Annotated in this window: 21 protein-coding genes; 5 read left to right on the top strand and 16 right to left on the bottom strand. The window is 61.7% G+C overall.

All coding sequences use genetic code 11. The annotated features are described in order from the left end of the window. The first annotated feature begins 4 nt into the window (after window positions 1–4). Both rpsD and KBB96_RS01230 read left to right on the top strand, forming a co-directional pair. Complete coding sequence (gene rpsD, locus KBB96_RS01225) at window positions 5–616, top strand: 30S ribosomal protein S4 (protein ID WP_211631667.1); 612 nt, start codon at window positions 5–7, stop codon at window positions 614–616. Between the two features lie 137 nt (window positions 617–753). Continuing rightward, complete coding sequence (locus tag KBB96_RS01230) at window positions 754–1,200, top strand: DUF488 domain-containing protein (RefSeq protein ID WP_211631668.1); 447 nt, start codon at window positions 754–756, stop codon at window positions 1,198–1,200. A 121-nt stretch (window positions 1,201–1,321) separates the two neighbouring features. Here KBB96_RS01230 and KBB96_RS01235 read toward each other — a convergent pair whose 3' ends face one another. The 6 genes from KBB96_RS01235 to KBB96_RS01260 all read right to left on the bottom strand — a co-directional run bounded on the left by KBB96_RS01235 (window position 1,322) and on the right by KBB96_RS01260 (window position 9,063). Continuing rightward, window positions 1,322–2,104, bottom strand: a complete 783-nt coding sequence (locus KBB96_RS01235) for a DUF5077 domain-containing protein (protein ID WP_211631669.1) — start codon at window positions 2,102–2,104, stop codon at window positions 1,322–1,324. Between the two features lie 236 nt (window positions 2,105–2,340). Further along, window positions 2,341–3,264: an NAD-dependent epimerase/dehydratase family protein gene (locus KBB96_RS01240; RefSeq protein WP_211631670.1), complete on the bottom strand. Its 924-nt coding sequence runs from the start codon at window positions 3,262–3,264 to the stop codon at window positions 2,341–2,343. 100 nt (window positions 3,265–3,364) lie between these two features. After that, window positions 3,365–4,483, bottom strand: coding sequence for a phosphotransferase enzyme family protein (locus tag KBB96_RS01245; protein ID WP_211631671.1), 1,119 nt, complete (start codon window positions 4,481–4,483; stop codon window positions 3,365–3,367). 43 nt (window positions 4,484–4,526) lie between these two features. After that, the gene (locus KBB96_RS01250) at window positions 4,527–5,441 is read right to left on the bottom strand and encodes a nucleotidyltransferase family protein (RefSeq protein ID WP_211631672.1); all 915 of its coding nucleotides are present in this window, start codon (window positions 5,439–5,441) and stop codon (window positions 4,527–4,529) included. A gap of 233 nt (window positions 5,442–5,674) precedes the next feature. Further along, window positions 5,675–6,472 (bottom strand): alpha/beta hydrolase family protein, encoded by a 798-nt coding sequence (locus tag KBB96_RS01255; RefSeq protein WP_211631673.1) that lies wholly within the window; start codon window positions 6,470–6,472, stop codon window positions 5,675–5,677. A 35-nt stretch (window positions 6,473–6,507) separates the two neighbouring features. Further along, the gene (locus tag KBB96_RS01260; RefSeq protein WP_211631674.1) at window positions 6,508–9,063 is read right to left on the bottom strand and encodes a phosphatidylglycerol lysyltransferase domain-containing protein; all 2,556 of its coding nucleotides are present in this window, start codon (window positions 9,061–9,063) and stop codon (window positions 6,508–6,510) included. A 122-nt stretch (window positions 9,064–9,185) separates the two neighbouring features. Between KBB96_RS01260 and KBB96_RS01265 the strand changes: the two genes are divergently transcribed. Then, the gene (locus KBB96_RS01265; RefSeq protein WP_211631675.1) at window positions 9,186–9,968 is read left to right on the top strand and encodes a CorA family divalent cation transporter; all 783 of its coding nucleotides are present in this window, start codon (window positions 9,186–9,188) and stop codon (window positions 9,966–9,968) included. A gap of 527 nt (window positions 9,969–10,495) precedes the next feature. Here KBB96_RS01265 and KBB96_RS01270 read toward each other — a convergent pair. The 3 genes from KBB96_RS01270 to KBB96_RS01280 all read right to left on the bottom strand — a co-directional run bounded on the left by KBB96_RS01270 (window position 10,496) and on the right by KBB96_RS01280 (window position 13,553). After that, the gene (locus KBB96_RS01270; RefSeq protein ID WP_211631676.1) at window positions 10,496–10,807 is read right to left on the bottom strand and encodes a hypothetical protein; all 312 of its coding nucleotides are present in this window, start codon (window positions 10,805–10,807) and stop codon (window positions 10,496–10,498) included. 79 nt (window positions 10,808–10,886) lie between these two features. Then, window positions 10,887–12,776, bottom strand: coding sequence for a transcription termination factor Rho (rho, locus tag KBB96_RS01275; protein WP_211631677.1), 1,890 nt, complete (start codon window positions 12,774–12,776; stop codon window positions 10,887–10,889). A gap of 24 nt (window positions 12,777–12,800) precedes the next feature. Further along, window positions 12,801–13,553 carry a YebC/PmpR family DNA-binding transcriptional regulator gene (locus KBB96_RS01280; RefSeq protein WP_211631678.1) on the bottom strand — a complete coding sequence of 251 codons (753 nt, stop codon included), beginning with the start codon at window positions 13,551–13,553 and terminating at the stop codon, window positions 12,801–12,803. 444 nt (window positions 13,554–13,997) lie between these two features. Here KBB96_RS01280 and KBB96_RS01285 point away from each other — a divergent pair, with 444 nt between their 5' ends. After that, on the top strand, window positions 13,998–14,987 hold the full coding sequence (locus KBB96_RS01285) for a malate dehydrogenase (RefSeq protein ID WP_211631679.1): 990 nt from the start codon (window positions 13,998–14,000) through the stop codon (window positions 14,985–14,987). 232 nt (window positions 14,988–15,219) lie between these two features. Here KBB96_RS01285 and KBB96_RS01290 read toward each other — a convergent pair whose 3' ends face one another. Then, window positions 15,220–15,513 carry a cysteine-rich CWC family protein gene (locus KBB96_RS01290; RefSeq protein WP_211631680.1) on the bottom strand — a complete coding sequence of 98 codons (294 nt, stop codon included), beginning with the start codon at window positions 15,511–15,513 and terminating at the stop codon, window positions 15,220–15,222. A gap of 87 nt (window positions 15,514–15,600) precedes the next feature. Beyond that, window positions 15,601–16,887 (bottom strand): Gfo/Idh/MocA family oxidoreductase, encoded by a 1,287-nt coding sequence (locus KBB96_RS01295; RefSeq protein ID WP_211631681.1) that lies wholly within the window; start codon window positions 16,885–16,887, stop codon window positions 15,601–15,603. Between the two features lie 164 nt (window positions 16,888–17,051). On the opposite strand from KBB96_RS01295, the gene KBB96_RS01300 reads away from it, so the two are divergent. Beyond that, window positions 17,052–17,831 carry a thiazole synthase gene (locus KBB96_RS01300; protein WP_211631682.1) on the top strand — a complete coding sequence of 260 codons (780 nt, stop codon included), beginning with the start codon at window positions 17,052–17,054 and terminating at the stop codon, window positions 17,829–17,831. On the opposite strand, the gene KBB96_RS01305 is transcribed toward KBB96_RS01300, so the two are convergent. The 5 genes from KBB96_RS01305 to KBB96_RS01325 all read right to left on the bottom strand — a co-directional run bounded on the left by KBB96_RS01305 (window position 17,812) and on the right by KBB96_RS01325 (window position 22,333). Next, on the bottom strand, window positions 17,812–18,369 hold the full coding sequence (locus KBB96_RS01305) for a hypothetical protein (RefSeq protein ID WP_211631683.1): 558 nt from the start codon (window positions 18,367–18,369) through the stop codon (window positions 17,812–17,814). The genes KBB96_RS01300 and KBB96_RS01305 overlap by 20 nt on opposite strands. Further along, complete coding sequence (locus tag KBB96_RS01310) at window positions 18,366–18,650, bottom strand: YcxB family protein (RefSeq protein WP_211631684.1); 285 nt, start codon at window positions 18,648–18,650, stop codon at window positions 18,366–18,368. The genes KBB96_RS01305 and KBB96_RS01310 overlap by 4 nt, the downstream gene beginning before the upstream one ends. A gap of 402 nt (window positions 18,651–19,052) precedes the next feature. Next, a complete protein-coding gene (locus KBB96_RS01315; protein WP_211631685.1) occupies window positions 19,053–19,991 on the bottom strand; it encodes a hypothetical protein in 939 nt (312 codons plus the stop codon). A 340-nt stretch (window positions 19,992–20,331) separates the two neighbouring features. After that, window positions 20,332–21,927, bottom strand: coding sequence for a methionine--tRNA ligase (metG, locus tag KBB96_RS01320; protein ID WP_211631686.1), 1,596 nt, complete (start codon window positions 21,925–21,927; stop codon window positions 20,332–20,334). Between the two features lie 70 nt (window positions 21,928–21,997). Further along, complete coding sequence (locus KBB96_RS01325) at window positions 21,998–22,333, bottom strand: tetratricopeptide repeat protein (protein ID WP_211631687.1); 336 nt, start codon at window positions 22,331–22,333, stop codon at window positions 21,998–22,000. Between the last annotated feature and the right edge of the window lie 6 nt (window positions 22,334–22,339).

Raw genomic sequence — 22,339 nt, forward strand, 5'->3', positions numbered from 1 at the left:
GATCATGGCACGTTACACCGGTCCCCGCACCAAGATCAGCCGCCGTTTCGGCGTTGCTCTCTTTGGTCCTTCCAAATCTCTCGAGCGCCGCAATTTCCCGCCGGGCCAGCACGGCATCCGCGCCGGCCGCAAGAAGAAGAGCGAATACGCTGTCGCCCTCGGCGAGAAGCAGAAGCTCCGCTTCCAATACGGCGTCCTCGAAGGCCAGTTCCGCAAGTACTATGAAGAAGCCGCCCGCCGTCGTGGTGTGACCGGCACCATTCTTCTCCAGCTTCTGGAACTCCGTCTCGACAACGTCATCTACCGCCTTGGTTTCGGCAACACCCGCCAGGCCGCCCGCCAGCTCGTCAACCACGGCCACATCCTTGTGAACGGCCGCACCGTTGACATCGCGTCCTACCAGACGAAGCCGGGTGACGTGGTGAAGGTCGGTCCGCGTCCGTCCTCGCAGCAGGCCGCCCTGCGTGCGATCGACCTCACGCAGTCCGTCCCGCTCGTCGACTGGATCACCGTCGATCGCGAGAAGCTGGAAGGTGTCGTCGCCCGTGTGCCCGAGCGTTCCGACATCGACCCGCAGGTCAACGAGCAGCTCATCGTCGAGCTTTACTCGCGCTGATCGAACGGTTTGCCACTGTTTTGCGAAAACGCCTTGGGGTCCGCCCCAAGGCGTTTTTTCATGTCTGGATCGCCGGTATAAACCGGAGGAAAGTCCGTCCTCCTGTTCTTCCGGATCCGCGCCTATCATCCGCGGATATGGCGCATACCATTTCCACCTATCGTTATGGCGAGGCGATTGGATTGCCCGGCATTTCGCTCGGAGTGACCCGTCAGCCTCCGCGGGGGATTCGCCGCGAGGATTACTGGAAGAAGGGGTATTGCGATGTCTGGTTGCCGGTGCTCGCTCCGAGCAAGGAGCTGGTGAAGGCCTATCTCGGGGGCGGGATGACGTTCGCGACATTCAGCCGCCGTTACCGGGCGGAGATGAAGAAAGGGGATGCCCGTCACGTGATCGATTTGGTGGTGGCGATGGCGGGAAAAGGCCCGGTGCATCTCGGGTGTTTCTGTGAAGACGAGAGCCGTTGTCATCGCGCGGTGCTCCAGAAACTGGTGATGGATGCGATGAGGGATCTTCCCAAGAAGTCGTCCGTTTTCAAAGGCTATGCGAGCCCGCCATGCTCCATGCCGGAGATCGCTGACTGAAAGCACATCTTGAGGGCTGTTGGCCCTCAAGATTCTCAGGCGGCCGCCCGAGCCAACTGGAACTTCTTGGCTGGATAGGAGAGAGAACGGATGGCGTCTGCAAGGAGCGAAAGGCTCCTGCTTACTCTTTGGTCACCGGCACCAAAATAATCTGCCGGAGATCCATTACCGCGGCGGCGGCTTTGCTTTTCGCCCGGACCTCCAGGGTCCGAGGGCCAGGTTCCTTGTAGGTGACCTTGCCCACGACCCGTTCCTTGAAGTTCTGGAAATGCCCGGTGTCTTCCACGGTGAAGGTTGAGGTTTGTCCCTCGCTAGTGATGCTGACTTCACTGCCGCCCTGACCCTTGCCGCAGCCCTGCCAGACATGGATTTCGAAGGTGCCGGGACGATCCACCTGGAAACTCCAGGATGCCCAATCCGCGGGGTTGGTCCAAAAGCCCAGCGTGTTCTTCTTCTCGATCTCCTCGTAGTGGAGTTTCTCTCCAGTGGTCTTGGCGGTGCTGGAATGCAGCATGATCCGGCCTCCGGTGAGCTGGGTGGGGATGATGTATTTTTTCGAGACGTGGTCGCCTTTCTGGATGTCTTCGTGGCAGGAAGCGCACGCGGGGAGCTTGCCTCGCGATTCGATTTTGGAGGCATCCGCGTTGACGGTGAAAAACTCCCAATCTCCCGCTTCCGGAAAATAACCGGACTCGCGTTTCCACATGCCGGTAAACAATTCGGTGCGTTCCGTCTGCTTGTTGAACTTCTCCTTCAGCAGCAGGCTTCCTTCCGGAAACGCCCCCCATGGGTCGAACAGGGGCTGGACGGCGGGAGAATTGGCGAAGACATGGAAAGTGGCTTTGTCATGAGGTGACGTTGTGGTGGCCGCCGGGCGGCAGAGCTCGGACACGGCGGGTGCCATATCCACAGGCTTCGGCGTTGCCCGTTCCAACGCGGAACGTTCTTTGACCTGTTTCAGCAGTTCGGCGTCCGTGGGTTCCTTTGCAAGGGAAACGGCACTACCTAGAACGGAAAGGAGAATGGTCGGGAGCAAACGCACGTCCGGCATGATGGCGGTTCTTCCGGCGGCGTCCAGCCGGTTCCATGTACACCAGAACGCCGCACCGGAGTCCGGTGCGGCGTTGAAGTGGAAAAGGATCAGGAGAGCTTGTTGCGGAAGAACTCGAGCGTCACGCCAAGACCTTCCTCCAGCGTGTGCTTGGGGGCCCAACCTGCGGCGCGGAGTTTGTCGGCGCTGGCGCGGGAGTGCTTCACGTCACCGGGGCGTTCTTCGCGGTGAAGGATCTTCGAGGAGGAGTCTTGGGCGGCGATGAGGTTGTTCGCGAGATCGTTGATGGTGATCTGGCCACCGTAGCCGGCATTGAACACGCCGACGACTCCGGGCGTTTCCACCGCGAAGGTGAGTGCGCCGACGATGTCCTTCACGTAGATGAAATCGCGGGTTTGGTTGCCATCGCCGAAGACGGTGATGTCCTCGTTCTTCACCGCCTTCTCGATGAAGATTGGCACGGCGGCGGCGTAGGCACCCTTCGGATCCTGGCGCGGACCGAAGACATTGAAGAAGCGCACGGCGGCGGTTTCGAGGCGGCCTTCCTTCTGGAACATGCCGAGGTAGTATTCGCCATCGAGCTTGGTGATCGCATACGGGCTCTTCGGCTCCGGGAACATGGTTTCGAGCTTCGGCACCGTCGGGTTGTCCCCGTAGATGGCGGCGGAGGAGGCGAAGACGAGTTTCTTCACTCCGGCAGCGGCGGCTTCCTCCAGCACGTTGAGCAGGCCGTAGACGTTGATGTCCACGCATTCGCCCGGCTTGGCCATGGATTCGGGCACGCTGACCAGCGCGGCCATGTGGAAGATGTAGTCGACGCCTTCCACGGCCTTCTTCACCAGCTCACGGTCGGTGATGGAGCCTTCGATGAAGGTGTGCTTGAGGCCGTCGAGATTATGGCGGTAGCCGGTGCGGAGATTGTCGAGCACGCGGATTTCCTCCGCCTTGTCCTGGTAATGCTCGACGATGTGCGAGCCAATGAAGCCGGAGCCCCCGGTAACGAGAATTTTCATAAGCGGATCAAAATAAAAGGAACGGCGCGTGGATAAGAAAAGACCGGGAGGCAATCAAGTGCATCCCGGTCCTCCCATCAGATCGTGTTTGTAGCAGGGTTCAGCCCGCGTAGGACTTCACGATGGCTTCCATTTCCGGAAGCTTTTTCTCGATCGCGGCCACGAACGCGAACTGGTTGCGGCAGCGGTCGATGTTGTGGCCCGGGCGCTTGATCTTGAAGTAGACGTCACCCTGCAGATAGTCGGTCAGGAAGCGGATGCCGCACTCGAGGGTGAGCAGCTTTCCGGCGAAGGCGAGGTGCGCGGTCTCGGCGGGGTTCAGGAACGAGCGGGCCGTGCTGAGGTAGCCCTTCACCAGCGCTTCGAAGCGGTCGAGGCGGATGTCGAGCTTGTCCAGGTCGGTGTCGTCCTCGCGGGTGGTCGGGGTGGCGGTGCGGACCATGTCACCGAAGTCATACAGGGCGGAGCCAGGCATGGTGGTGTCGAGGTCGATCACGCAGACGCCTTCCGCGGTCACATCGTCGAGGAGGACGTTGTTGAGCTTGGTGTCGTTGTGGGTCACGCGCTCCGGGATTTCTCCAGCGGCGATCAGGTCGGTGATCTTCGCGCAATCGGCGGCGCGGGCGAGGGCGAAGTTGATCTCCGCTTGCACTTCAGCGGCGCGGCCGGCGGTATCGGCTTCGATCGCCGCCTTCAACGCTTCGAGGCGCTTCGGAGTGTTGTGGAAGTTCGGGATCGTCTCATGGAGACGGTCGCCACCGAGGTCGGCGGTGAGCTTCTGGAATTCACCGAAGGAACGCGCAGCCTGGTAGGCCTGCTCGTTGGTTTCCAGTTCATCATAGCCGCGGGCGCGCTCGATGAAGGGATAAACACGCCAGACATTGCCCTGGAGATCCTTCGCATACGACTTCCCGCCGTGGGACGGGACGCAGGTCAGCGTGCGGCGGCGCGCTTCCGGATTGCCTTCATCAAGGAGGCGGTCCAGGGCGTGCTTGGTCACACGATCCACGTTCTCCATGAGCAGCTCGGGCTGCTTGAAGACATTGTGGTTGATGCGCTGCACGATGTAACGGATGCGCTGGCCGGCTTGGTCGAACCAGGCACAATAGGTATCATTGATGTGTCCCGAGCCGTAAGGATAGGCGTGCACGAAGTCGGCACGCATGTCGAACAGCGCGGTGACGGCACGGAGGTCGTGGGCGGCGGATGGAGCGGACATGTCTGGCGGATTTTGAATGAGGTTTACCGGATGGTGGCGGGTCTCAGGACAGCTTCTGCGGGTAGTCACCCGCGGTGATCAGCTTGGCGATGGACTCGACGACGAAGGGCTTGTCATCCGGATAGGTGACGCCGAACCACGGGCTGGTGGTCTTGAGCACCTTGCAGCTCGCGTAGCCGGCGTGGATCAGGTGATCGACCACGGTCGGGATGTAGCACTCGGACTTCTGCTGGGTGCCGGCTTCAAGCAGGAAACGGTGGAAAGCTTCCTCCAGCTGGCCGAAGAACGCCGGCCCGAAGGCCCAGAAGTTCATCGAGACCGGGGTGCCATCGGTGATCGGACGGCGGGAGCCATCGAGCGCATCACCGCGGACGATGCCATCGGCTTCACGCTCGATGTTGAGGTATTCCTCGACGTTGGAAAGGTTGCCGGACTCGTCGGTCTTGCAGATGCCCCGGTTCACGTGGCCGTGATCGGACAGCGTGTTTTCCAGCGGATAGCCGACCATCGCCATGGAGCCCTGGTCGCCATCCGGCAGACCGGCGAAGAACCCGGCGGCGCGGACATAGGCATCGTGGCCGTAGAAGTCATCGGCATTGATGACGGCGAAGGAGCCCTTCACGGCATCACGGGCGGCGCGCACGGCGTGGGCGGTGCCCCAGGGCTTCACGCGGCCCTCCGGCACGGAGAAACCTTCCGGGAGGTCTTCGAGCTTCTGGAAGACGTAGTCGACCTCGATCTTGTCGGCGAAGCGTGCGCCGACGGTTTCCTTGAAGGCCTCCGCGAAATCCTCGCGGATGATGAAGACCACGCGGCCGAATCCGGCACGGATGGCATCGAAAACGGAGTAGTCGAGGACGGTTTCGCCGCTGGGACCCATCGGGTCCATCTGTTTGAGGCCGCCGTAGCGGCTGCCCATGCCTGCGGCAAGGACCAGGAGAGTCGGTTTCGTGGACATAAGACTAAAGACTAGACTGCAAACGTAAGGTACGGGCGGGGTTATGGGGTAAGGCCCGGGGTTGGGCAATGGCAATTTCCGGAAGCCCCTGAAGCGGAATATCCCGGAAGGAGCGGCAGAAGATTTCCGCAATCCCGGGCCGGACGCAAGATCGGTGGAATCACGGGTTTGGAACGGAAAAAGCCCGCTTCCACGGCGGGAAACGGGCTTTGGGAAGGGGCTGAAACAACGGGTTACTTCAACACCGCGTTTTGGACGAGAAAATCGACGATGGGGGCGGGGTCTTTCAGGGAATGCGGATGGTGGTCCACGCCGGGCTTTAAAATCACTTTGATGATGCCGCCAGCAGCCTTGTACTTTTCCTCGAAGAGCTTCGTGTTCTCCTCGTAGGGGACGACCTTGTCCGCATCCCCGCAGACGGCGATCACGGGGATCTTCGCCTTGGCGAGCTTTTCCGCCTGATCGAGCGGGTTGCCGCTGAAGGTCTTCGCGGTCTCCTCGGTGAGCTGATAGATGGCCAGCGCCTGTGACCAGCATTGCGCATTACCGGGGCCCTTGCCCTTGCCGCCGGGCCAGGAGCGGATGTCCATCACCGGTGCGTCCAGATAGAGTCCTGCGGTATTTTCCGGATGAGCGGCGGCGTAGTTTACTGCGTAGAGGCCTCCACGGCTGAAGCCTTCCAGGACGACGCGGTTGTTGAGGTGATGGGTCTTCACCACCTCATCGTGGAATTTGTCCATCAGCTTCACTGCCGGAGGCGCGCCGTACATGTCGCTGATCTGGAGATAGGCCACATGCCAGCCTTTCGCCAGCAGGGCGATGTCGCCCTGCGGTTCGTGGCCGAAGAACTCGGTGCGGTAGATCCACGGGTTTCCCGGCGCGGGGGTCTTGGGTTTCACCAGAATCGCGTTCTTGCCCTCCACCTGGAAATTCACCTGCTCGTAGCCGTTCCATTGGGCGGCGGGTGAAGAGACGGCAGAGAGGGTGAAGGCCGAGGCCAGACAGCAGATGGAGCGGACAAAAGACGACATGACGGCTTCCATACGAAGGGTCGCCGCGGATTTGGTCAACTCTTCAGCAGCGCGCGGAAGCCGCCGGGCAGGTGGACTCCGGCAATGGCGAGTCCCAGCATCGGCAGCGGCGTGCCCGGCGGATAGGCGAGATAGCGGCCCTGCCAGTCCGGGTGATACTTGCGTTTGAAGCTGAAGAGCGACTTGTAGCCATAGTACTTGTCGAAGTTCTCGAACAGGAAGCGGGTGGCTTTTTCCTGGCGGTTCGGTTCGCCGTCTTCCTCGGTGCGCACATCCGCGAGCGGGGCATTGCCGAGGCTGATCTCGGTAACACCCTCGCTGCGGAAATGGTTGATGCTTTCGAGAATGAGGAAGTCCATCAGGCCGCCGTTGCGCGCCTCGACGGTGCCGCGCATCAGGTCGAGCGTGCGGCCGGTCCCCTGCTTGTAGGGCAGCCAGGTGGCGAAGGCTTCCACGCGGCCCTCGGCATTCCGGACGACACCGGCACCGCGGCCGCGGATCGATTCCACATCGAAGGCTCCGAGATCGAAGGTCATCTCGCCGCCGTGTTTCGCGTCCAGCCAGTTGTCGGAGACCAGCTTCATCTGGGCCTCGATGCCATGGTCCGGCGAGGGCTTGGCATCGTACCAGGTGAAGGTCATGTTTTCCTTCCGCGCGCGGTTGCCGGCGGTGCGGAGGTTCTGGAACTTGCCTCCCTGAAGGTTGAACTCATCCGGCTTGAGGCGCGCGTCCTCGCCGACCTTGAAGGTGACGAAGCCTTCCTCCTCATAGATCGCACGGTTCGCGGTGTGGGCGCAGTAGAAGATCGGCACCCAGTCCTGGCGGCGGGCGAAGCGGTTGAAGGCGTGGATGATTTCCTGGCGCTTCTCCGGCGCGCAGATCGGATCGGCCAGAGCCACCGCGAAATTACGCCACAAGGCGTAGGCCACCACGCCATCCTCATCCTTGGTGAAGAAATAGCGTTTGTCCGCCAGCAATGCGAAGGTGTCCATCGGATCGCCGCCGTGGCGTTTGATGAGTTCATCCACCTTGTTCCGTTCCTCATCGGTGCCAGTCGGGAAGCGGCGTTGTAGCACCGGGCGCAGCATCAGTCCGAGCACGAGGAAGCAACTCAGCAAACTGCCACCCCGCAAGGTGCGGAGGAAGGCCCGCACCGCACGGCTGCCGTCCTGGTCGTACTCCGTATGGCGCAGCAACAGGGCCTGCACGGAACCTTTCGCGCAATCGGCCCAGGAAACCTCTTCGCCGAATTCGCGGCGGTCGCTGAACTGCTTCAGACCCAAGGCACCGTAGATGAACAATCCGAGCGCGAGGATCGCGGCAAGGCCCAGCGCCATGCGCAGCGAGGAAGCATCCGAGCGAGCGATGAATTCCTTCCGCCAGCGGATCAGCGGTACCAGCAGCACCACCGCTGCCAACGCGTGGTGCCAGTCGAAGGCGCGCGAAAGGTGCAGCACCGCGGACACTGCGAGCATGGCTAGTCCCAACCACCACGCGATGCGTTTGCGGCGGCCCAGACCCCGCGCCAGCACCAGCAGCGTGATGCCGGAGATGAGCAGCAGCAGACGGCTCTTTTCCGTGACACCCAGCGGCACCCATTGCTGCATCCAGGCCATCACCAGCGGCGGCTTGGTGAAGAGGGATTCGGAAAGGTCCGCCAATCCCATCACCGCCATCGCCACGACCAGAATGCGGATTGAGTGCTTCTTGGAGAAGATGAAGAAGAGTGCCAGCGCGATCGCCAGTGCGGCCGCCGGCCACATCGGGGAGAGGCCGAAGGGCAGTTCCATGTGCGGAGGCGGCACGGCCTTGCTGTCATCGCCGAGCACCCATTCCACCCCGTTGTTGATCCAGTCTTGGAAGGAATCGTCGGGGCCATCGAAGCCGTGGTTTGCGCCCGGCACGGTGTAGAGCGTGTTGGGGGAGTGGAGCGTGAGTATCCACGCCGTTGAGGCCATGAAGTCCGAGCCGCCGTGGAACTGGGCCACGCGGAGGTTCTTCACGTCATTGGTGAAATCGGAGAGGCCGAAGGTGCCGGGGCCTTCCGGACTTTTGAGGCCGAGTTCATCGCTCTCCCGCAGGCCATAGCGACCGCGGCTGTCCGCACTGAGCATCATCACGCCCGCCAGGCGGGGCGGATGATACTTGGATGCGGCGGCGGCCACGGCCTGCACCGCGCCCATGCTCCATCCGCCGTAGATGATCGGGACATCCTCGCCATTGCATCGGCCCGCGGCATCGGCCGCCAGCTTCGCCATGTCCTTGCCCAGCGTGTCCTGATCGTAGTCGGTGGCGGCATAGTCGCGGCAATCGAAGCCTACCACATATACGCCGGAATCCTTGATCCATTGGGCGATGGTGTCTTCCCAAGGCGACCAACCGCCATCCCCGGAGCCGAAGATGAAGATCGCACGCGGAGGGGTTTCGTCCGGCTCGTAGAGGCGCACCACCGCCTTGCCATGGTTGAGTTCCACGGTGGCTTTTGGCACGGGCGAATCCTCTTCCTCGTCATCCGCCAGCACCCGCATCGGCAGGGTGAGGAGGATCAGGCACCAGAGCAGGGTCAGGAACGCGGAGAATCGCTGCGGCATGTGCGGGGTGGATCTAACTTCAACAGGGTGGGATCGTAAATCGGAATTGGCGGGCGGGAACGTGACCTACGCGCCGCCGCCTTCAACGTTTACAGGACATCGCGCCCTTGCATGATGCCGCCATGTCCGTCCTTCCGGAAGCCACCTTTCTGCCCACCCAGTTCGATTGTGAACCGATCCTCATGGATCAGATCAGCAACCGGCCCGGCCACCAGCGCTGCATGGTGGGGGATGGCGAGCTGCTGCTGGTCGCCCATGAGGTGCCGGTGGTCGGCCGGTCGGATCGCGAGGCGCTGTTTTTCTGGAAGCGGCGGGACGGCAAGTGGATCGGACCGGATGGCAAACCCGGCCTGTTGGCGCTCGAGCAGCTTCTCGATCGGTATTCGGACGCCATCGATGCCCATGCCGCCGTGGTCGATGAGGCGGACACCGCCAGCGAGATCTTCGGCATCCTGCGTCACGCCGGGCCGCTGGCACGGGCCTCGCGGAATCTGGTCCAATCCCTCAACCAGGTGCTGGACGTCGATCAGGATGATCGGGTGATCCGCGCCTTGCGGGACCGGGCGGTGGACATCGAGCGCGCCGCCGAGCTGCTGCATGCCGATACCCGGCTGACGCTGGAATTCTGGCAGGCCGAACGCTCCGAGCAGCAATCGCTGGCCGCGGACAAGCTCAACCGCATTGTTTTCCGCTTGAACCTCCTTGCCGGATTTTTCCTGCCGCTGGTGGCGCTCGGTGGGTTGTTCGGGATGAACGTCGATCTCCCGGCCTTTGTGAAACCCTTGTTCTGGTGGATCGTCCTCACCGGCTTCCTGACCGGTGGAGCCATTTTGTATTATGCCAAACGGAAGGCGGAGAGAGAAGCCGCCCGCCAGTTGGAGCAGAACCGGGAAGACGGCCTGTGAGAGGGGGTACCGAAACCCCGGTTGAAGCCCCTTCGTCCCGTTGGGATGAAGAAGGCTTCGGTACACGCTCTGAGGCATCGGGATTTCGGTGGAGGCGGAATTACCCATCTCGCCGGTCGCTGTGAATAACTCGGGAACATCTCCACAACTCCCTTGAAATTGCCGGTGCCGGCCTAACGGTGCAAAAACGCAAATTGCGCGATTTCAGAACTCTAACAAAACCCGTTCAGCTATTTCCAACAGTTGTTCACCAGTTGCGGGCGGTGGATGAGTCGGGATTGGATTGCAAGTGTCTGATATTGAATTGAATGGGTGTTCTTTTGTGGATTTCCCGCGCTTCCTCACAAGTTGTTCACAGCTATGGCGATTCACGAATAGCGGCGGACGGAAAAATGCGAAATGCCTCTACCATGGGAGTTCCACGGCGATGGTGGCAAATTAGTTCGGATTTCCGTTGTGAATAACTTGTCGGGAAATCCGCGATGAAGCGATTTCATCGGTGCAAGCTCTGCGCAATCGTTCGCATGTCAGCGGCGCAGCCGGGTGTCCGTAACGGGACCTGCGAACAGCCGCAGCACCGAACCGACCAGCCCGCCGACGATCTTCACGACCAGCAGAAGCACGCCGACCACCACGCCGACGGTGAGCAGCAGGCCGAGCGCGATCACTCCGAGGACCACCCACAGTGGCCACCAGCGCATGTCGAGCTGCTTCACACGACCCTGCCAGCCTTGTTGCCAGGAATGAGTCTGCTGCGGCTCTGGAGCAGCTTCGTCCACGTGCGGCCGTGGGGCCATGCCGTCGACTTCCAGCACCTCCACCTCGATGGGATCGTTCACGGCGGCCAGCATGGACCCGGGAGGCCGCCTTCGCAATGCGAAGACGGCGGGGATTTTGGAAGCGGGTATCGCGGCAGGATCAACCCTTGATCTCCAGCAGCATCTGCGGGTTGTTCGGGAACTTCTTCAGGAAGAACAGCAGGCGCTCCATGGCCTCGACCGGACGGTGGCCGGAGAGGCCGCGGCGGATGAGGTGGATCTTGTGGAGCATGTGTTCCGCCAGCAGCAACTCCTCGCGGCGGGTGCCGGACTTGAAGATGTCCACGGCGGGGTAGATGTAATTCTCGGCGATCTTGCGATCGAGCACGAGTTCCATGTTCCCGGTGCCCTTGAACTCCTGGAAGATGGCTTCGTCCGCCTTCGAGTTGGTTTGGATCAACGCGGTGGCGAGGATGGTGAGAGAACCACCGCCGCGGGTATTGCGGGCGGCGGCGAAAAGGCGGCGGGGAACTTCCAGCGCGCCGACGGTGATGCCGCCGCTACCGGTGCCGCGGCCATGCTGGCGCATGCCGTGGTTGTAGGCGCGGGCAAGGCGGGTGATGGAGTCCATCAGCAGAAAGACATCCTTGCCAGCTTCCACCAGACGCTTCGCACGCTCGATGGCGAGCTCGGCGATACGGCAGTGGTTGCGGGCGCCATCGTCGTTCGAGCTGGCGTAGATTTCCACGTCCGGCAGGGCGCGGCGGAATTCGGTGACTTCCTCCGGACGCTCGTCCACCAGCACGATCATGAGGTGGAGGGTTTCGTCGTATTTCTCACGCACCGCCTCCGCCATGTGCAGCAGCAGGGTGGTCTTGCCGGAACGGGGAGGGGAAACGATGAGGCCGCGCTGGCCGCGGCCGACCGGAGCCATGATGTCCACCACGCGGGTGGTGAAGCGGTCCGGCGTGGTCTCGAAGCTGATGCGCTTGTTCGGATTGATCGCCTTCAGCTCCTCGAACATCGGCAGCTTCCGGGATTCTTCCGGGGGCAGGCCGTTGATGGTGGTGATCTCCACCAGCTGGGGACCGCGCGGTCCTTCCTGGGCGTAGCCGTGGATCCAGTGGCCGACACGCAGGCCGTGGCGGCGCACTGCTTCCGGCGGGACAAAGACATCGTCGCGAGCCTGGTCGAAGCGTTTTTCCGGGACGCGCAGGAAGCCGAAACCCTTTGGCGCGAGCTCCAGCATGCCGTTCACCTCGACCTTCGGGCCGGAGAACTGCGGCTGCTGCGGGCGGCGTTCGCCCTGATCCTGACGCTCATGATTTTCATGGCGCTGGCCTTGACCCTGCCGGGTATCCTGGACTTCTCCGCGTGGATCGTTCTGGCGCTCACGGTCGCGTTCACGACGGCGCTTGCGCTTGTCCCGGCGGCGTTTGCTGCGGCTGTCGCGCTGGCCGTCCTGCGGGCCACCACCGCCACCTTCGCGGTTTTGTGGATGATCCCCGTGTTGCTCACGCGGTTCGCGCGGTTCACGGAACTCCCGCTGTTCGCGGGGCTCGCGCGGTTCCCTTTGTTGGTTCACCGGGCCACCACCGGGGACGCGGCCATACTTGCGGGGCTGCTCTTCGCCACTGGAGGCGGGAGCGGGCTGGGAGGATATTTCGCGGACCGGTTCCGGTGTGGGAGCGGACTCCCGTTGCTCCAGCCCGGAGATGGACTCGCGGGCGTGAGCTTCATCAGATGCAGCGGCCCTGGCGGCTTTCTTCGCGGCCTTTTTCGCCACCTTCTTTTTCACCGGAGCCGTTTCGGAAGATTCGGAAATGGCCGCAGGAACCGGTGCGGGTGGTTCAGGCGCCGGAGCGATCACAGCCTCGTCCTTGATGGCGGCAGCCTTTTTCGCGGTTTTCTTCGCGGCGGTTTTTTTCACAGCCGTTTTCTTGGCGGCGGTTTTTTTCGCGGCGCGTTTGCGGGCCGGGGCGGGGCTTTCTCCCGTCGTCTCGATGGAATCGAACGGCAGCAGGGTTTCCTCGTTGAAATCGTGGATCATCCGGAAGCGGGTGGAATGGAAAAATCAGTCGCCGAGTTGTTCGAGGACGTCATCCGCGACCTCGAAGTTGGTGAAGACGTTCACGGTATCGGCGTAGTCGTCGAGAATGTCGTAGAGGCGCAGGATCTGCTTGGCGGTTTCCAGATCGGAAACCACGGCGGGGTTCTGGGCGATGGAGACGAGCTTTTCGGAAACCGGCGGAAGGCCGGCGATGCGCAGCGCATTGGCCACGGTGCCCAGCTCGTTCGGGGCGGTGTAGAGAATGTGCTCGGACTCGTCGCTCTGGACATCGTCCGCACCGACCTCGATGGCCACATCCATGATGCGGTCCGCGGCCACGGCATCGGCGGCCAGGCGGATCTCGCCCTTGCGGTTGAACTGATAGGAAACGCTGCCGGGAGTGGCCACGCTGCCGTTGTTCTTGGTGAAAATCGTCCGCATGTCTTGGGCCGTGCGGTTGATGTTGTCCGTCGCCATCTCGATGATGAAGGCGGTACCGGACGGGCCGTACGCTTCGTAGGTGACTTCCTGGATGGCGGTGCCGCCGAGTTCGCCCGTGCCCTTTTTGATCGCGCGTTCGATGTTTTCCTTCGGCGTCGAGACGGCCTTGGCGTTGTCGATGGCGGTACGCAGGCGCGCGTTGGTGGACGGATCGCCGCCACCGGCACGTGCGGCGAGTGCGATCTCATGGGCGCACTTGCTGAACACCCGGCCGCGGATGACATCCACGCGCGCCTTGATGTGTTTGACCTTGGACCACTTGTTGTGACCGGCCATGAATAATTCGGGTCGGGTTGGGAAAATGAGGATGGGAGGATGTCCCGGTGCATGAGGGCACCTTCGGGGGACGATATGACAGGCCGGGGAATCAGAAACCTGCCGTCCAGCCACAATGCGAGACACAGGAGGCGGAAACCCCTCGGGCGGTTCGCAAACGAAACACGCCGCCCTGTCGATCCAACGGGGACAAGATGCGGCTGGTGCGGATGCTTGGCAACTCCAAATTTTCCGGGGGTTTCCGAGCCAGCCGGACGTTCTTCCCTTTTTCCGTGGAGGTTTGCCGGCGATTTCAGAGGCCACCAAAATCAGCACCGCGTATCCGCGAGTCCTGGGATCATTCGTGAAAATCCGGGAACATTCGTGGTTCGGACCAACGGGAGGTTGACCCGTGATGGGACGGAGTCTAGATGCTAGGGACATCTCCGGCTAACAACCTTTACCATGAAAGATCCCATTACCGTCTCCATCACCGGCGCCGCAGGGCAGATCGGCTACGCGCTCCTTTTCCGCATCGCTTCCGGTGCGGTCTTTGGCCCGGATCAGCCGGTGAACCTGCGCCTGATCGAGATCGAGCCCGCGCTGCCCGCCCTCAATGGCGTGGTGATGGAGCTGGATGATTGCGCGTTCCCACTGTTGCGCGAGGTGGTGCCGACCGCCGATCTCAACGAAGGTTTCCGCGGCACCAACTGGGCGCTGCTCGTCGGCTCCGTGCCGCGCAAGGCCGGGATGGAACGCGGCGACCTGCTCGGTATCAACGGCAAGATTTTCACCGGCCAAGGCAAGGCCATCGCCCGCAATGCGGCGAAGGATGTGCGTGTGCTCGTCGTGGGCAACCCGTGCAACACCAACGCGCTGATCGCGATGAACAATGCGGACGGCGTGCCGAAGGAACGCTTCTTCGCGATGACCCGTCTCGATGAGAACCGCGCGAAGAGCCAGCTCGCGAAGAAGGCCAGCGTGCATCACTCGAAGGTCACGAACCTGTGCATCTGGGGCAACCACTCCGCCACGCAGTACCCGGACTTCACCAACGCGAAGATCAACGGCCGCCCCGTGGCCGATGTGATTTCCCACGTGGAGTGGCTGAAGAACGATTTCATCAAGACCGTGCAACAGCGCGGCGCGGCCATCATCGCCGCCCGTGGTGCATCTTCCGCGGCATCCGCCGCGAATGCCGCCATTGATACGGTGAAGAGCCTCATCACCCCGACTCCGGCCGGGGACTGGCATTCCGTGGCTGTTTGTTCGGATGGTTCCTACGGCATCGAAAAGGGTCTCATCGCCTCCATGCCGATCCGCACCATCGAGGATGGCAAGTGGGAGGTGGTCCAGGGAGTGCCGGTGGATGCCTTCAGCCGCGAGAAGATCGATGCCTCCATCAAGGAGCTCCAGGAAGAGCGTGATGCGGTGAAGGACCTGCTGCCGAAATAATTACGGCATTCATCGTATTTCAGCGAATCAGCCGCAGGAGATCCTGCGGCTGTTTTGTTTGCAGGGAACGATTGCTGAAGCCGCGTTGCCTGGCCTTCTTCGTCCTGAAGGGATGGATCATAAAAGCCTGGGGTGAAACCCCAGGCAACCATATCGCGAGAATCGCGTCCTGAAAGGATGCTTCATGTAGGGAAGACACCGAAGTTTGATGCCGTTCGGATTGATTCGCCCTTTACTCCACATGATCCGTCCCTTCAGGATGAGGAGGTGGGGATGAGGGCCAGTTCTCCACGCATCCCTCGCAGATACAGGCGCGCCGCTTGTCTTCCTCCGCCACCAGATCGATCAGCGCGGGCGGGATGGTGACATCCATGCACCAGCAACGCACGCCGAGGAGGGCGCCACAGTGGTTGTCCGATCGGCAGAGGGGACAGAAATTGGGGGTGGAGAACAGGTCCATGTGATCGGGCTGGCCTCCCGGCAATATACCCGCCGGACGACCGTTGCCAATCGGGAGGATTTCCACTTGAGGCGGACGGCATGCTGTTCTCCAGCGCAAAAAAACGCGCGGGACGGATCCGCGCGTTTTTTGAAGTAACGGACTTGGAAGCGATCAGACGTATTTGCCCTTGCCGGGAACCGGCGCGGGATAGAGGCCATCGGGGCCGGCCTTCGGTCCCGGATCGGCATCCCACGCGAGGACTTTGGGCATGGTATCGAGCTGGGAATTGAGAGCTTTTTCCCAGGTGATTTCCTCACCGGAGTAGGCGGCCATCCGGCCCATGATGGCAGTCAGGGTGCTTTCGGCGGTGTAGAACGCGTTGTTCAGCGGCTTGTCGTTGCGGATGTGGTCGTAGAGCGCGTCGTGCTCGTTTTGATACGGATTCTTCTCCGTCTCACGGAAGCGCCAGACAATCTTTCCGCTGTGGTCCTTGATCATGCCGGGAAGTGCGGTGCCCTTGGTGCCGGAGATTTCCTCGGTGACCTTCGTCCAGCCACCCCAGTGGCGGCACTGGGAGTTCATGATGGTGCCGTCCGGATAGGTGTATTCGACGTAGAAGTGGTCGAAGATTTCGCCGTAGTCCTTGCCGATGCGCTGGGAGCGGCCGCCCATGCCGACGCACTTGGCGGGATGGGCGCCCTTGAACCAGTTGCCCACGTCCAGGTTGTGGACGTGCTGCTCGGCGATGTGATCTCCACAGAGCCAGTTGAAATAGTACCAGTTCCGCATCTGGTATTGCATCTCGGTGGAGCCGGGCTGGCGGCTGTTCACCCAGACACCGCCTCCGGTCCAATAGACCTGGGAGGATATGAAGTCACCGATGGCTCCTTCCTGCACTTTCTTGAAGGTTTCCAGATAGCTGGTCTGGTAGCGGCGCTGGAGACCGCAGACGACCTTGAGCTTTTTCTCATCGGCCTTCTTTGCGGCCTCAAGCATCTTGCGGATGCCGGTGCCATCGACAGCGACGGGCTTTTCCATGAAGACGTGCTTGCCCTTTTCGATGGCGTATTCGAAGTGGCTCGGGCGGAAGCCGGGAGGCGTGCAAAGCAGGACGACATCCGCGGAGTCGATGGCCTGCTTGAAGGCTTCGAAGCCGGTGAACTGGCGCTCTTTTGGCACATCGGCGCGCTCGCCGAACTGCTTCTTGAGCTCTCCCAGAGAACCTTCGAGTCGATCAGGGAAGGCATCGGCCATGGCCACCAGGCGCGTGCCCGGCACGGTCAGGGTCTGGGCGGCGGCTCCGGTGCCGCGGCCACCACAGCCGATGAGGGCGACCTTGATTTCATCGCTCCCGCCGACTTGGGCGAAGAGGGAGGATGGAAGCGTGCTGGCGGCGGCGGCCAAGGCTCCGGTTTGAAGGAAAGTCCGGCGGTTTGGAAGGATGAGAGGTTGGGTCATGGCAGTGAAGCGTTTTGGAATATCCCGGGATTCACCCGGATTCGGGAGCCTACGATGACCACCGGAATGGCCTTTCAAGGTGCGGACTTGAGGAAACTCCCGCGGTTCTTCGCCGAGGCTCCGCTTGCATGCCGGGCGGGCATTTCCCAAAGTCCCTGCCTCAGATGTCCCAGCCACTCGTCATCGCCGGTCGTGAAATTCGCTCCCGTTTGTTCGTTGGAACCGGAAAGTTCTCCTCGAACGAATCGATGCGTGACGCCCTCGTGGCCAGTGGTGCGGAGATCGTGACCGTGGCGCTGCGCCGTGCCGATCTCAGCGGCCAGAGCGATCCGTATGCGAACATCCTCGATTTCATCGACCCGGAGAAATACCTGCTGCTGCCGAACACCAGCGGCGCGATGAATGCCGAGGAAGCCGTCCGTCTCGCCCGCCTCGCGGCCGCCGCCGGCCTGCCGAAGTGGGTGAAGCTGGAGATCCATCCCGATCCCACCTATTTGCTGCCGGACCCGATCGAGACTCTCAAGGCGGCTGAGATCCTGGTGAAGGAAGGCTTCACCGTTCTGCCCTACATTAATGCCGATCCGGTGCTGGCGAAGCGTCTGCAGGAAGCGGGCACCGCCACCGTGATGCCGCTCGGCTCGCCGATTGGCAGCAATCGCGGCCTCGCGACGCGCGATCAGATCCGCATCATCATCGAGCAGGCCATCGTGCCGGTGGTGGTGGATGCCGGTATCGGTGCTCCCAGCCACGCGGCGGAGGCTTTGGAACTCGGAGCCGATGCCGTGCTGGTGAATACCGCCATCGCGATCGCCAATGATCCGGTGAAGATGGCCATGGCTTTCAAGAAGGCCGTCGAGGCCGGTCGCGAGGCTTTTGAAATCGGTCTGCCCGAAGCGGAGGACCGTGCCATCGCCACCAGTCCGCTTACGGCGTTCCTTTCCTGACGTCCAATCTGGGAACACCTGCCGCCGCCGCCCAGCGGACAACGGTTTCCATTTCGTCCTTGTTGGCGAAGAGGCGTAGAGGAACGCAATAGCAGGCGTGGGTCGTGGGGAGCAGCACCAGCATGTCATCCGCCACAATGATGGAATCCAGATAGCGCCACTCGAAGGTGGAATGATTCGGCCCGGCTTGCTTTCGTACGCGGGCGAGACTGAAGATCCATAAGTCCTCCCCTTCGATCCGTTCGCGTTTCTCCAACGATTCCCGCGTCACCATGTGTGAATAGATCCGCCATCCCAGCAGGAACGAACCGTAGAGGACGGCGAAGAGGTAGCAGACGAATCTGATATCATTCAGCCAACAGAAGATCAGACCCGCTCCGACCACACAGTACACGTAGAGCAGCGCCAGTTTCCGCCGCAAGGTGTTCATCCCGCTGCGATACAGCCGGAGCGCGTGTTTCCAATCGTCCGCAGTGGGCAAGCCACTCACCCGGATCACCGGTTGGTCATCGGGGAAGGGAGCGGGTTCCGGACTCATGGTGCGGCGGATCGAGGTTTCCGGTAGTCGAGCACGGGCAGGCCCGCGTCACGTGCGAATTCCAGCAAGCGGGCCACATCTTCCGTGCCTTTGAAAAAGCGGGTTGGGATGCATTCCAAGGCGTAGCGATTGGAGATCATCACCACCAGATCGTCATCCGACACCACCCTGTCGAGCGTGCTCCATTCGTAGAAGAATTCATTGGGACCACTCAGGAGCTGGACTCCCTGCGGATCGAAGCACCAGTGCGGGCACCCGCCACTGCGCGCGGCTTTCAACATGATCCGATCCAAGGCCATATCTCTGAACTTTCGTCGCCGCAGCCACATGGCCGTGAGAATGACCGCGACCAAAAATGCGGCTTCCGGGCTTTCCAACCCGAGGTGGAAGATCAAAGCGAAGCCCGCGATTGCCGGCAGCCAAGTGAGAAGCCTGACCGACAGGGGCCGGGAGCGCATCTTGAGCCGGAAACCCTGAGCCCAATCGGATCGATCCGGAGTGCCCCACAGGCGTACTTCCCCTTCGGCGGAAGTCGGGATTGTGGTGGCGGGTTCCATGCGGGAGTTCGCGACAATCTGAAGCCACGTCCATCGGATAGGAACCACGAACTTGCCGGTGCCCGGGCCTTTCCAACAAAAATCCCGACCAGCGGACCGGTCGGGATTTTCGGGAAAATGTCAGCGTCAGCTATTGTTGAAGTGACGGAACTCGGTGTTCGTCGAGGGCGGGGGAGGCGGCGGAATGGGCGGGATCGGCGGCGGCGGCGGCGGCAGATCCAGCGGGTTCGGCGGAGTGATCGCCGGGGCCACTTCTTCCTTCGCGTCTTTCGCGTCCTTGGAATCCTTCGAGTCCTTGGAGCTGCGATGTTTGTCGCCGGTGGCCGGGTCGAGCTTGGCGAGCACGGCCTGCACATCGGCGAGAGATTCGGGGACGGCGGCTACGGCACACTGGGCAGCGAGGCGCATCGCATCCGGCTTGGTGGTGGCAGCGGTCTCGACGATGTTCGCGATCGATTCCTTGTCGTTTTCGGTCGCCTTGATGGCGGCCTTCACGATTTCGCACACACGGTCCGGATTCGCGGTCACTTCGGCGGCCACGATTTCGAGCAGCTTCGAAGGATCCTCATGGATGCGATGGCGGATATTCAGCGCGTATTCGACATCGCTGAGGGACTCGCCCTTCGCCGGAGTGGCGTCGCTGCGATACATCGCCGCGAGGAGGGAGAGCGCGAAGTTCAGTTCCTTGGCCGGCGCGCGATTGGCAGCCATGGCGAGCATGCCTTGGGAGCGGCTGGCTTCCACGGACTTCAGAAATGGGGCCGCGTTCTTGCGGAGTTGGGATTCCAAGCTCCACGGACGGGTCACGACCGGAACTTCAGAGAATCCAAGAGAAATGGGGTCCTGAACCAGATACCACGGCTGGTCCTTGGAAAAGGATTCCGGGGACACTCCCACCAGCGGCTGGATCGGGGAGCCGGAGGAAAAACCCTTGGCTGCGATGGGATCGGTGGGTGCCGAGCCGCTTTCGAACTGACGGCTTGCTCCCGACAGATCCTGGGCCAGCAGGGGGCTGGTGCAGGCGAAGGTCAGGGCAACCGCGCCGGAGAGCACTGGTCGTTTCATGGTTTTGTGTAGGGGGAGGGTGAACCGGGCCGATCTTCTCACATTTATGTCAACCGCCAAGCACGTGATCGCGTGGTCATCCGACCAAGCGAATATTGGTGGTTCAATTCACTGGTTTTCAATGAATTGGTGTATTGTCGAAAATGGGAGTGATAAGCATTTAAGCAAACCTAACCTTCATCCAACATTAAGCTGGATGTTAGAGAGTATGCTTGAAGCTCCGCAAACCCAGACCTTCAGCGAAGCCGGACCCATCCGTACATGACGATTTCAAATGCGGACGCAAGAGGGGCGACCGCTTTTTGGACAAGTAGTCCGGCTTGGGTGTCTGCTCCGGGAATCAACCTTCCGCCGCTTCCTCCTCGATCACGATCTTCGGAAACACCGGCTTGGGCTTTCCGATGGTGTGACCGTCCGCCAGCAGACCCCATTTGAGGTCATCGAGTTTCAGGGTGAGGAGATCCTCGCGGGCGAGCTGGGAGGCGATCTTGGCGGCCGCCTGGGGAACCACGGGTGAAAGCAGCACGGCGCAGTGGGCGACGTTCTCGGCGAAGTGGTAGAGGATGGTTTGCACGCGGGCGGCCTGCTCCGGGTCCTTCTTCAGTTCCCAAGGCTTCATGCGGTCCGCGTACTGGTTGCACAGCACCACATGGCGGGTGAGGGCCTCCAGGGCCTTCGCCACTTCATACTCGTCCATCGCCTCGCGATAGGCGGCGGTGGTTTCGGTGAGGGACTTCTGCAGCGCGAGGTCGTCTTCCGTCGCCGGGCCGCCGGGACTGAGGATGCCATCGGTGAAACGCTGGCTCATGTTGAGCGCACGGTTGCAGAGATTGCCCAGCTTGTCGGCGAGCTCGTCATTGAAGAGCATGACGAGGCGCTCCAGATCGAAATCCGAATCGCGACCGGTGATGATGTCGCGGACGAGGTAGTAGCGCAGGGCGTCCACTCCGAACTTGTCAGCGAGTTCGTCCGGATCGACGACATTGCCGAGCGATTTCGACATCTTCTCGCTCTGGCCGGACTTGCTCTTGCGGTTCCACCAGCCGTGGACCAGCAGTTGTGGCATCTGGTCGTCACGGAAGCCCATCGCATGCAGCATGCAGGGCCAGTAGATGCCGTGGGCGGGAATGAGGATGTCCTTGCCGATGATGTGGGTGGCGGGCGGATTGCCGCTCCAGATCCTGGCGAAGTCGGGAAGCCCGGCGTCCGGCGCGGCCTCGTAGCCGACGAAGGAGACGTAGTTGATAAGCGCGTCGAACCAGACGTAGGTCACGTAGCCGAGATCGAAGGGGAACTCGATGCCCCAGCGCAAACGTTCCTTCGGACGCGAGATGCAGAGATCGGTTTCACCGGAGCGCTCGAGCGCGTTGAGCAGCTCGGCCTTGCGGAAGGCGGGCAGCACGAAGTTGTCCGTCTTTTCGAGATACTCCTTCAGCCAGCCGATGTGGTCGCTGAGTTTGAAGTACCAGTTCTCCTCCTCGATCTCGGTGACCTCGCCCCATTCCGGGCCGAACTCGCCCTGCTCGTTGCGATCGCGGTCGGTGAGGTACTGCTCCTGTCGTACCGAGTAGAAGCCCTTGTGGGTCTTCTGATAGAGTTGTCCCTGTTCCTTGAGGGTGGAGAGGATCTTGCGGACACAGGCCTTGTGCCGCTCGTCCACGGTTTCCGCCCAGCCATCATAGCGCACGTCCAGCTTGTCCCACAGGTTGAGGAACTTCTTGGTCGTGCGCTTGACGTAGGTGGCGGGATGCACGCCTTCCTTCTCCGCGGTCTGCTGGACCTTCTGGCCGTGCTGGTCCACGCCGGTGAGGAAGAACACCTCGTCCCCGCGCAGGCGGCGGTAGCGGGCGATCACGTCGGCAAGCACCTTCTCATAGGCGTGGCCGATGTGGGGCGAACCGTTGGTGTAGTCGATGGCGGTGGTGAGGAAGAACATGGGAAAAAGTTTGCTGGTGTTCAGTGTTCAGTTATCAGGGAAGACCCTGTGAACCACACGGAGGAAGGCATCAGGCATCCCGGACGACCTTGCCGCCCAGGGAAAGAATGCGGGCATTGCCCTTGGCTGCTTCCGCTTCGGGGATGTTGCCGTCGCGGACGTACATCTGGGAAAGTCCGGTCCAGGCGAGCAGATCGTTCGGACGGAGCGTGACGGCCTGCAATCCGCAGCCGATGGCTTCCTTCACCCCGCCGGTCTTGAGAAGCGCCATGCCGAGCGCGTGCCAGCCATCGAAAAACTCCGGATCAAGGGCGACACACCGGCGGTAGAGCGCGATGGCCTCGTCCATCTCGCCAACGGCGAGATGGCCGTTGGCGTCATCGAAGAGGGAATCGCGCTCGGACATCCGGGG

This window comes from Luteolibacter ambystomatis (assembly GCF_018137965.1).
In the GTDB taxonomy this organism is placed as follows: domain Bacteria; phylum Verrucomicrobiota; class Verrucomicrobiia; order Verrucomicrobiales; family Akkermansiaceae; genus Luteolibacter; species Luteolibacter ambystomatis.

Excerpts from the sequence above, each read along its gene's own strand:
- rpsD (WP_211631667.1), top strand. The coding sequence starts at position 5 with ATGGCACGTTACACCGGTCCCCGCACCAAGATCAGCCGCCGTTTCGGC.
- KBB96_RS01230 (WP_211631668.1), top strand. The coding sequence starts at position 754 with ATGGCGCATACCATTTCCACCTATCGTTATGGCGAGGCGATTGGATTG.
- KBB96_RS01235 (WP_211631669.1), bottom strand. The coding sequence starts at position 2,104 with ATGGCACCCGCCGTGTCCGAGCTCTGCCGCCCGGCGGCCACCACAACG.
- KBB96_RS01240 (WP_211631670.1), bottom strand. The coding sequence starts at position 3,264 with ATGAAAATTCTCGTTACCGGGGGCTCCGGCTTCATTGGCTCGCACATC.
- KBB96_RS01245 (WP_211631671.1), bottom strand. The coding sequence starts at position 4,483 with ATGTCCGCTCCATCCGCCGCCCACGACCTCCGTGCCGTCACCGCGCTG.
- KBB96_RS01250 (WP_211631672.1), bottom strand. The coding sequence starts at position 5,441 with ATGTCCACGAAACCGACTCTCCTGGTCCTTGCCGCAGGCATGGGCAGC.
- KBB96_RS01255 (WP_211631673.1), bottom strand. The coding sequence starts at position 6,472 with ATGTCGTCTTTTGTCCGCTCCATCTGCTGTCTGGCCTCGGCCTTCACC.
- KBB96_RS01260 (WP_211631674.1), bottom strand. The coding sequence starts at position 9,063 with ATGCCGCAGCGATTCTCCGCGTTCCTGACCCTGCTCTGGTGCCTGATC.
- KBB96_RS01265 (WP_211631675.1), top strand. The coding sequence starts at position 9,186 with ATGTCCGTCCTTCCGGAAGCCACCTTTCTGCCCACCCAGTTCGATTGT.
- rho (WP_211631677.1), bottom strand. The coding sequence starts at position 12,776 with ATGATCCACGATTTCAACGAGGAAACCCTGCTGCCGTTCGATTCCATC.
- KBB96_RS01280 (WP_211631678.1), bottom strand. The coding sequence starts at position 13,553 with ATGGCCGGTCACAACAAGTGGTCCAAGGTCAAACACATCAAGGCGCGC.
- KBB96_RS01285 (WP_211631679.1), top strand. The coding sequence starts at position 13,998 with ATGAAAGATCCCATTACCGTCTCCATCACCGGCGCCGCAGGGCAGATC.
- KBB96_RS01295 (WP_211631681.1), bottom strand. The coding sequence starts at position 16,887 with ATGACCCAACCTCTCATCCTTCCAAACCGCCGGACTTTCCTTCAAACC.
- KBB96_RS01300 (WP_211631682.1), top strand. The coding sequence starts at position 17,052 with ATGTCCCAGCCACTCGTCATCGCCGGTCGTGAAATTCGCTCCCGTTTG.
- KBB96_RS01305 (WP_211631683.1), bottom strand. The coding sequence starts at position 18,369 with ATGAGTCCGGAACCCGCTCCCTTCCCCGATGACCAACCGGTGATCCGG.
- KBB96_RS01310 (WP_211631684.1), bottom strand. The coding sequence starts at position 18,650 with ATGTTGAAAGCCGCGCGCAGTGGCGGGTGCCCGCACTGGTGCTTCGAT.
- KBB96_RS01315 (WP_211631685.1), bottom strand. The coding sequence starts at position 19,991 with ATGAAACGACCAGTGCTCTCCGGCGCGGTTGCCCTGACCTTCGCCTGC.
- metG (WP_211631686.1), bottom strand. The coding sequence starts at position 21,927 with ATGTTCTTCCTCACCACCGCCATCGACTACACCAACGGTTCGCCCCAC.
- KBB96_RS01325 (WP_211631687.1), bottom strand. The coding sequence starts at position 22,333 with ATGTCCGAGCGCGATTCCCTCTTCGATGACGCCAACGGCCATCTCGCC.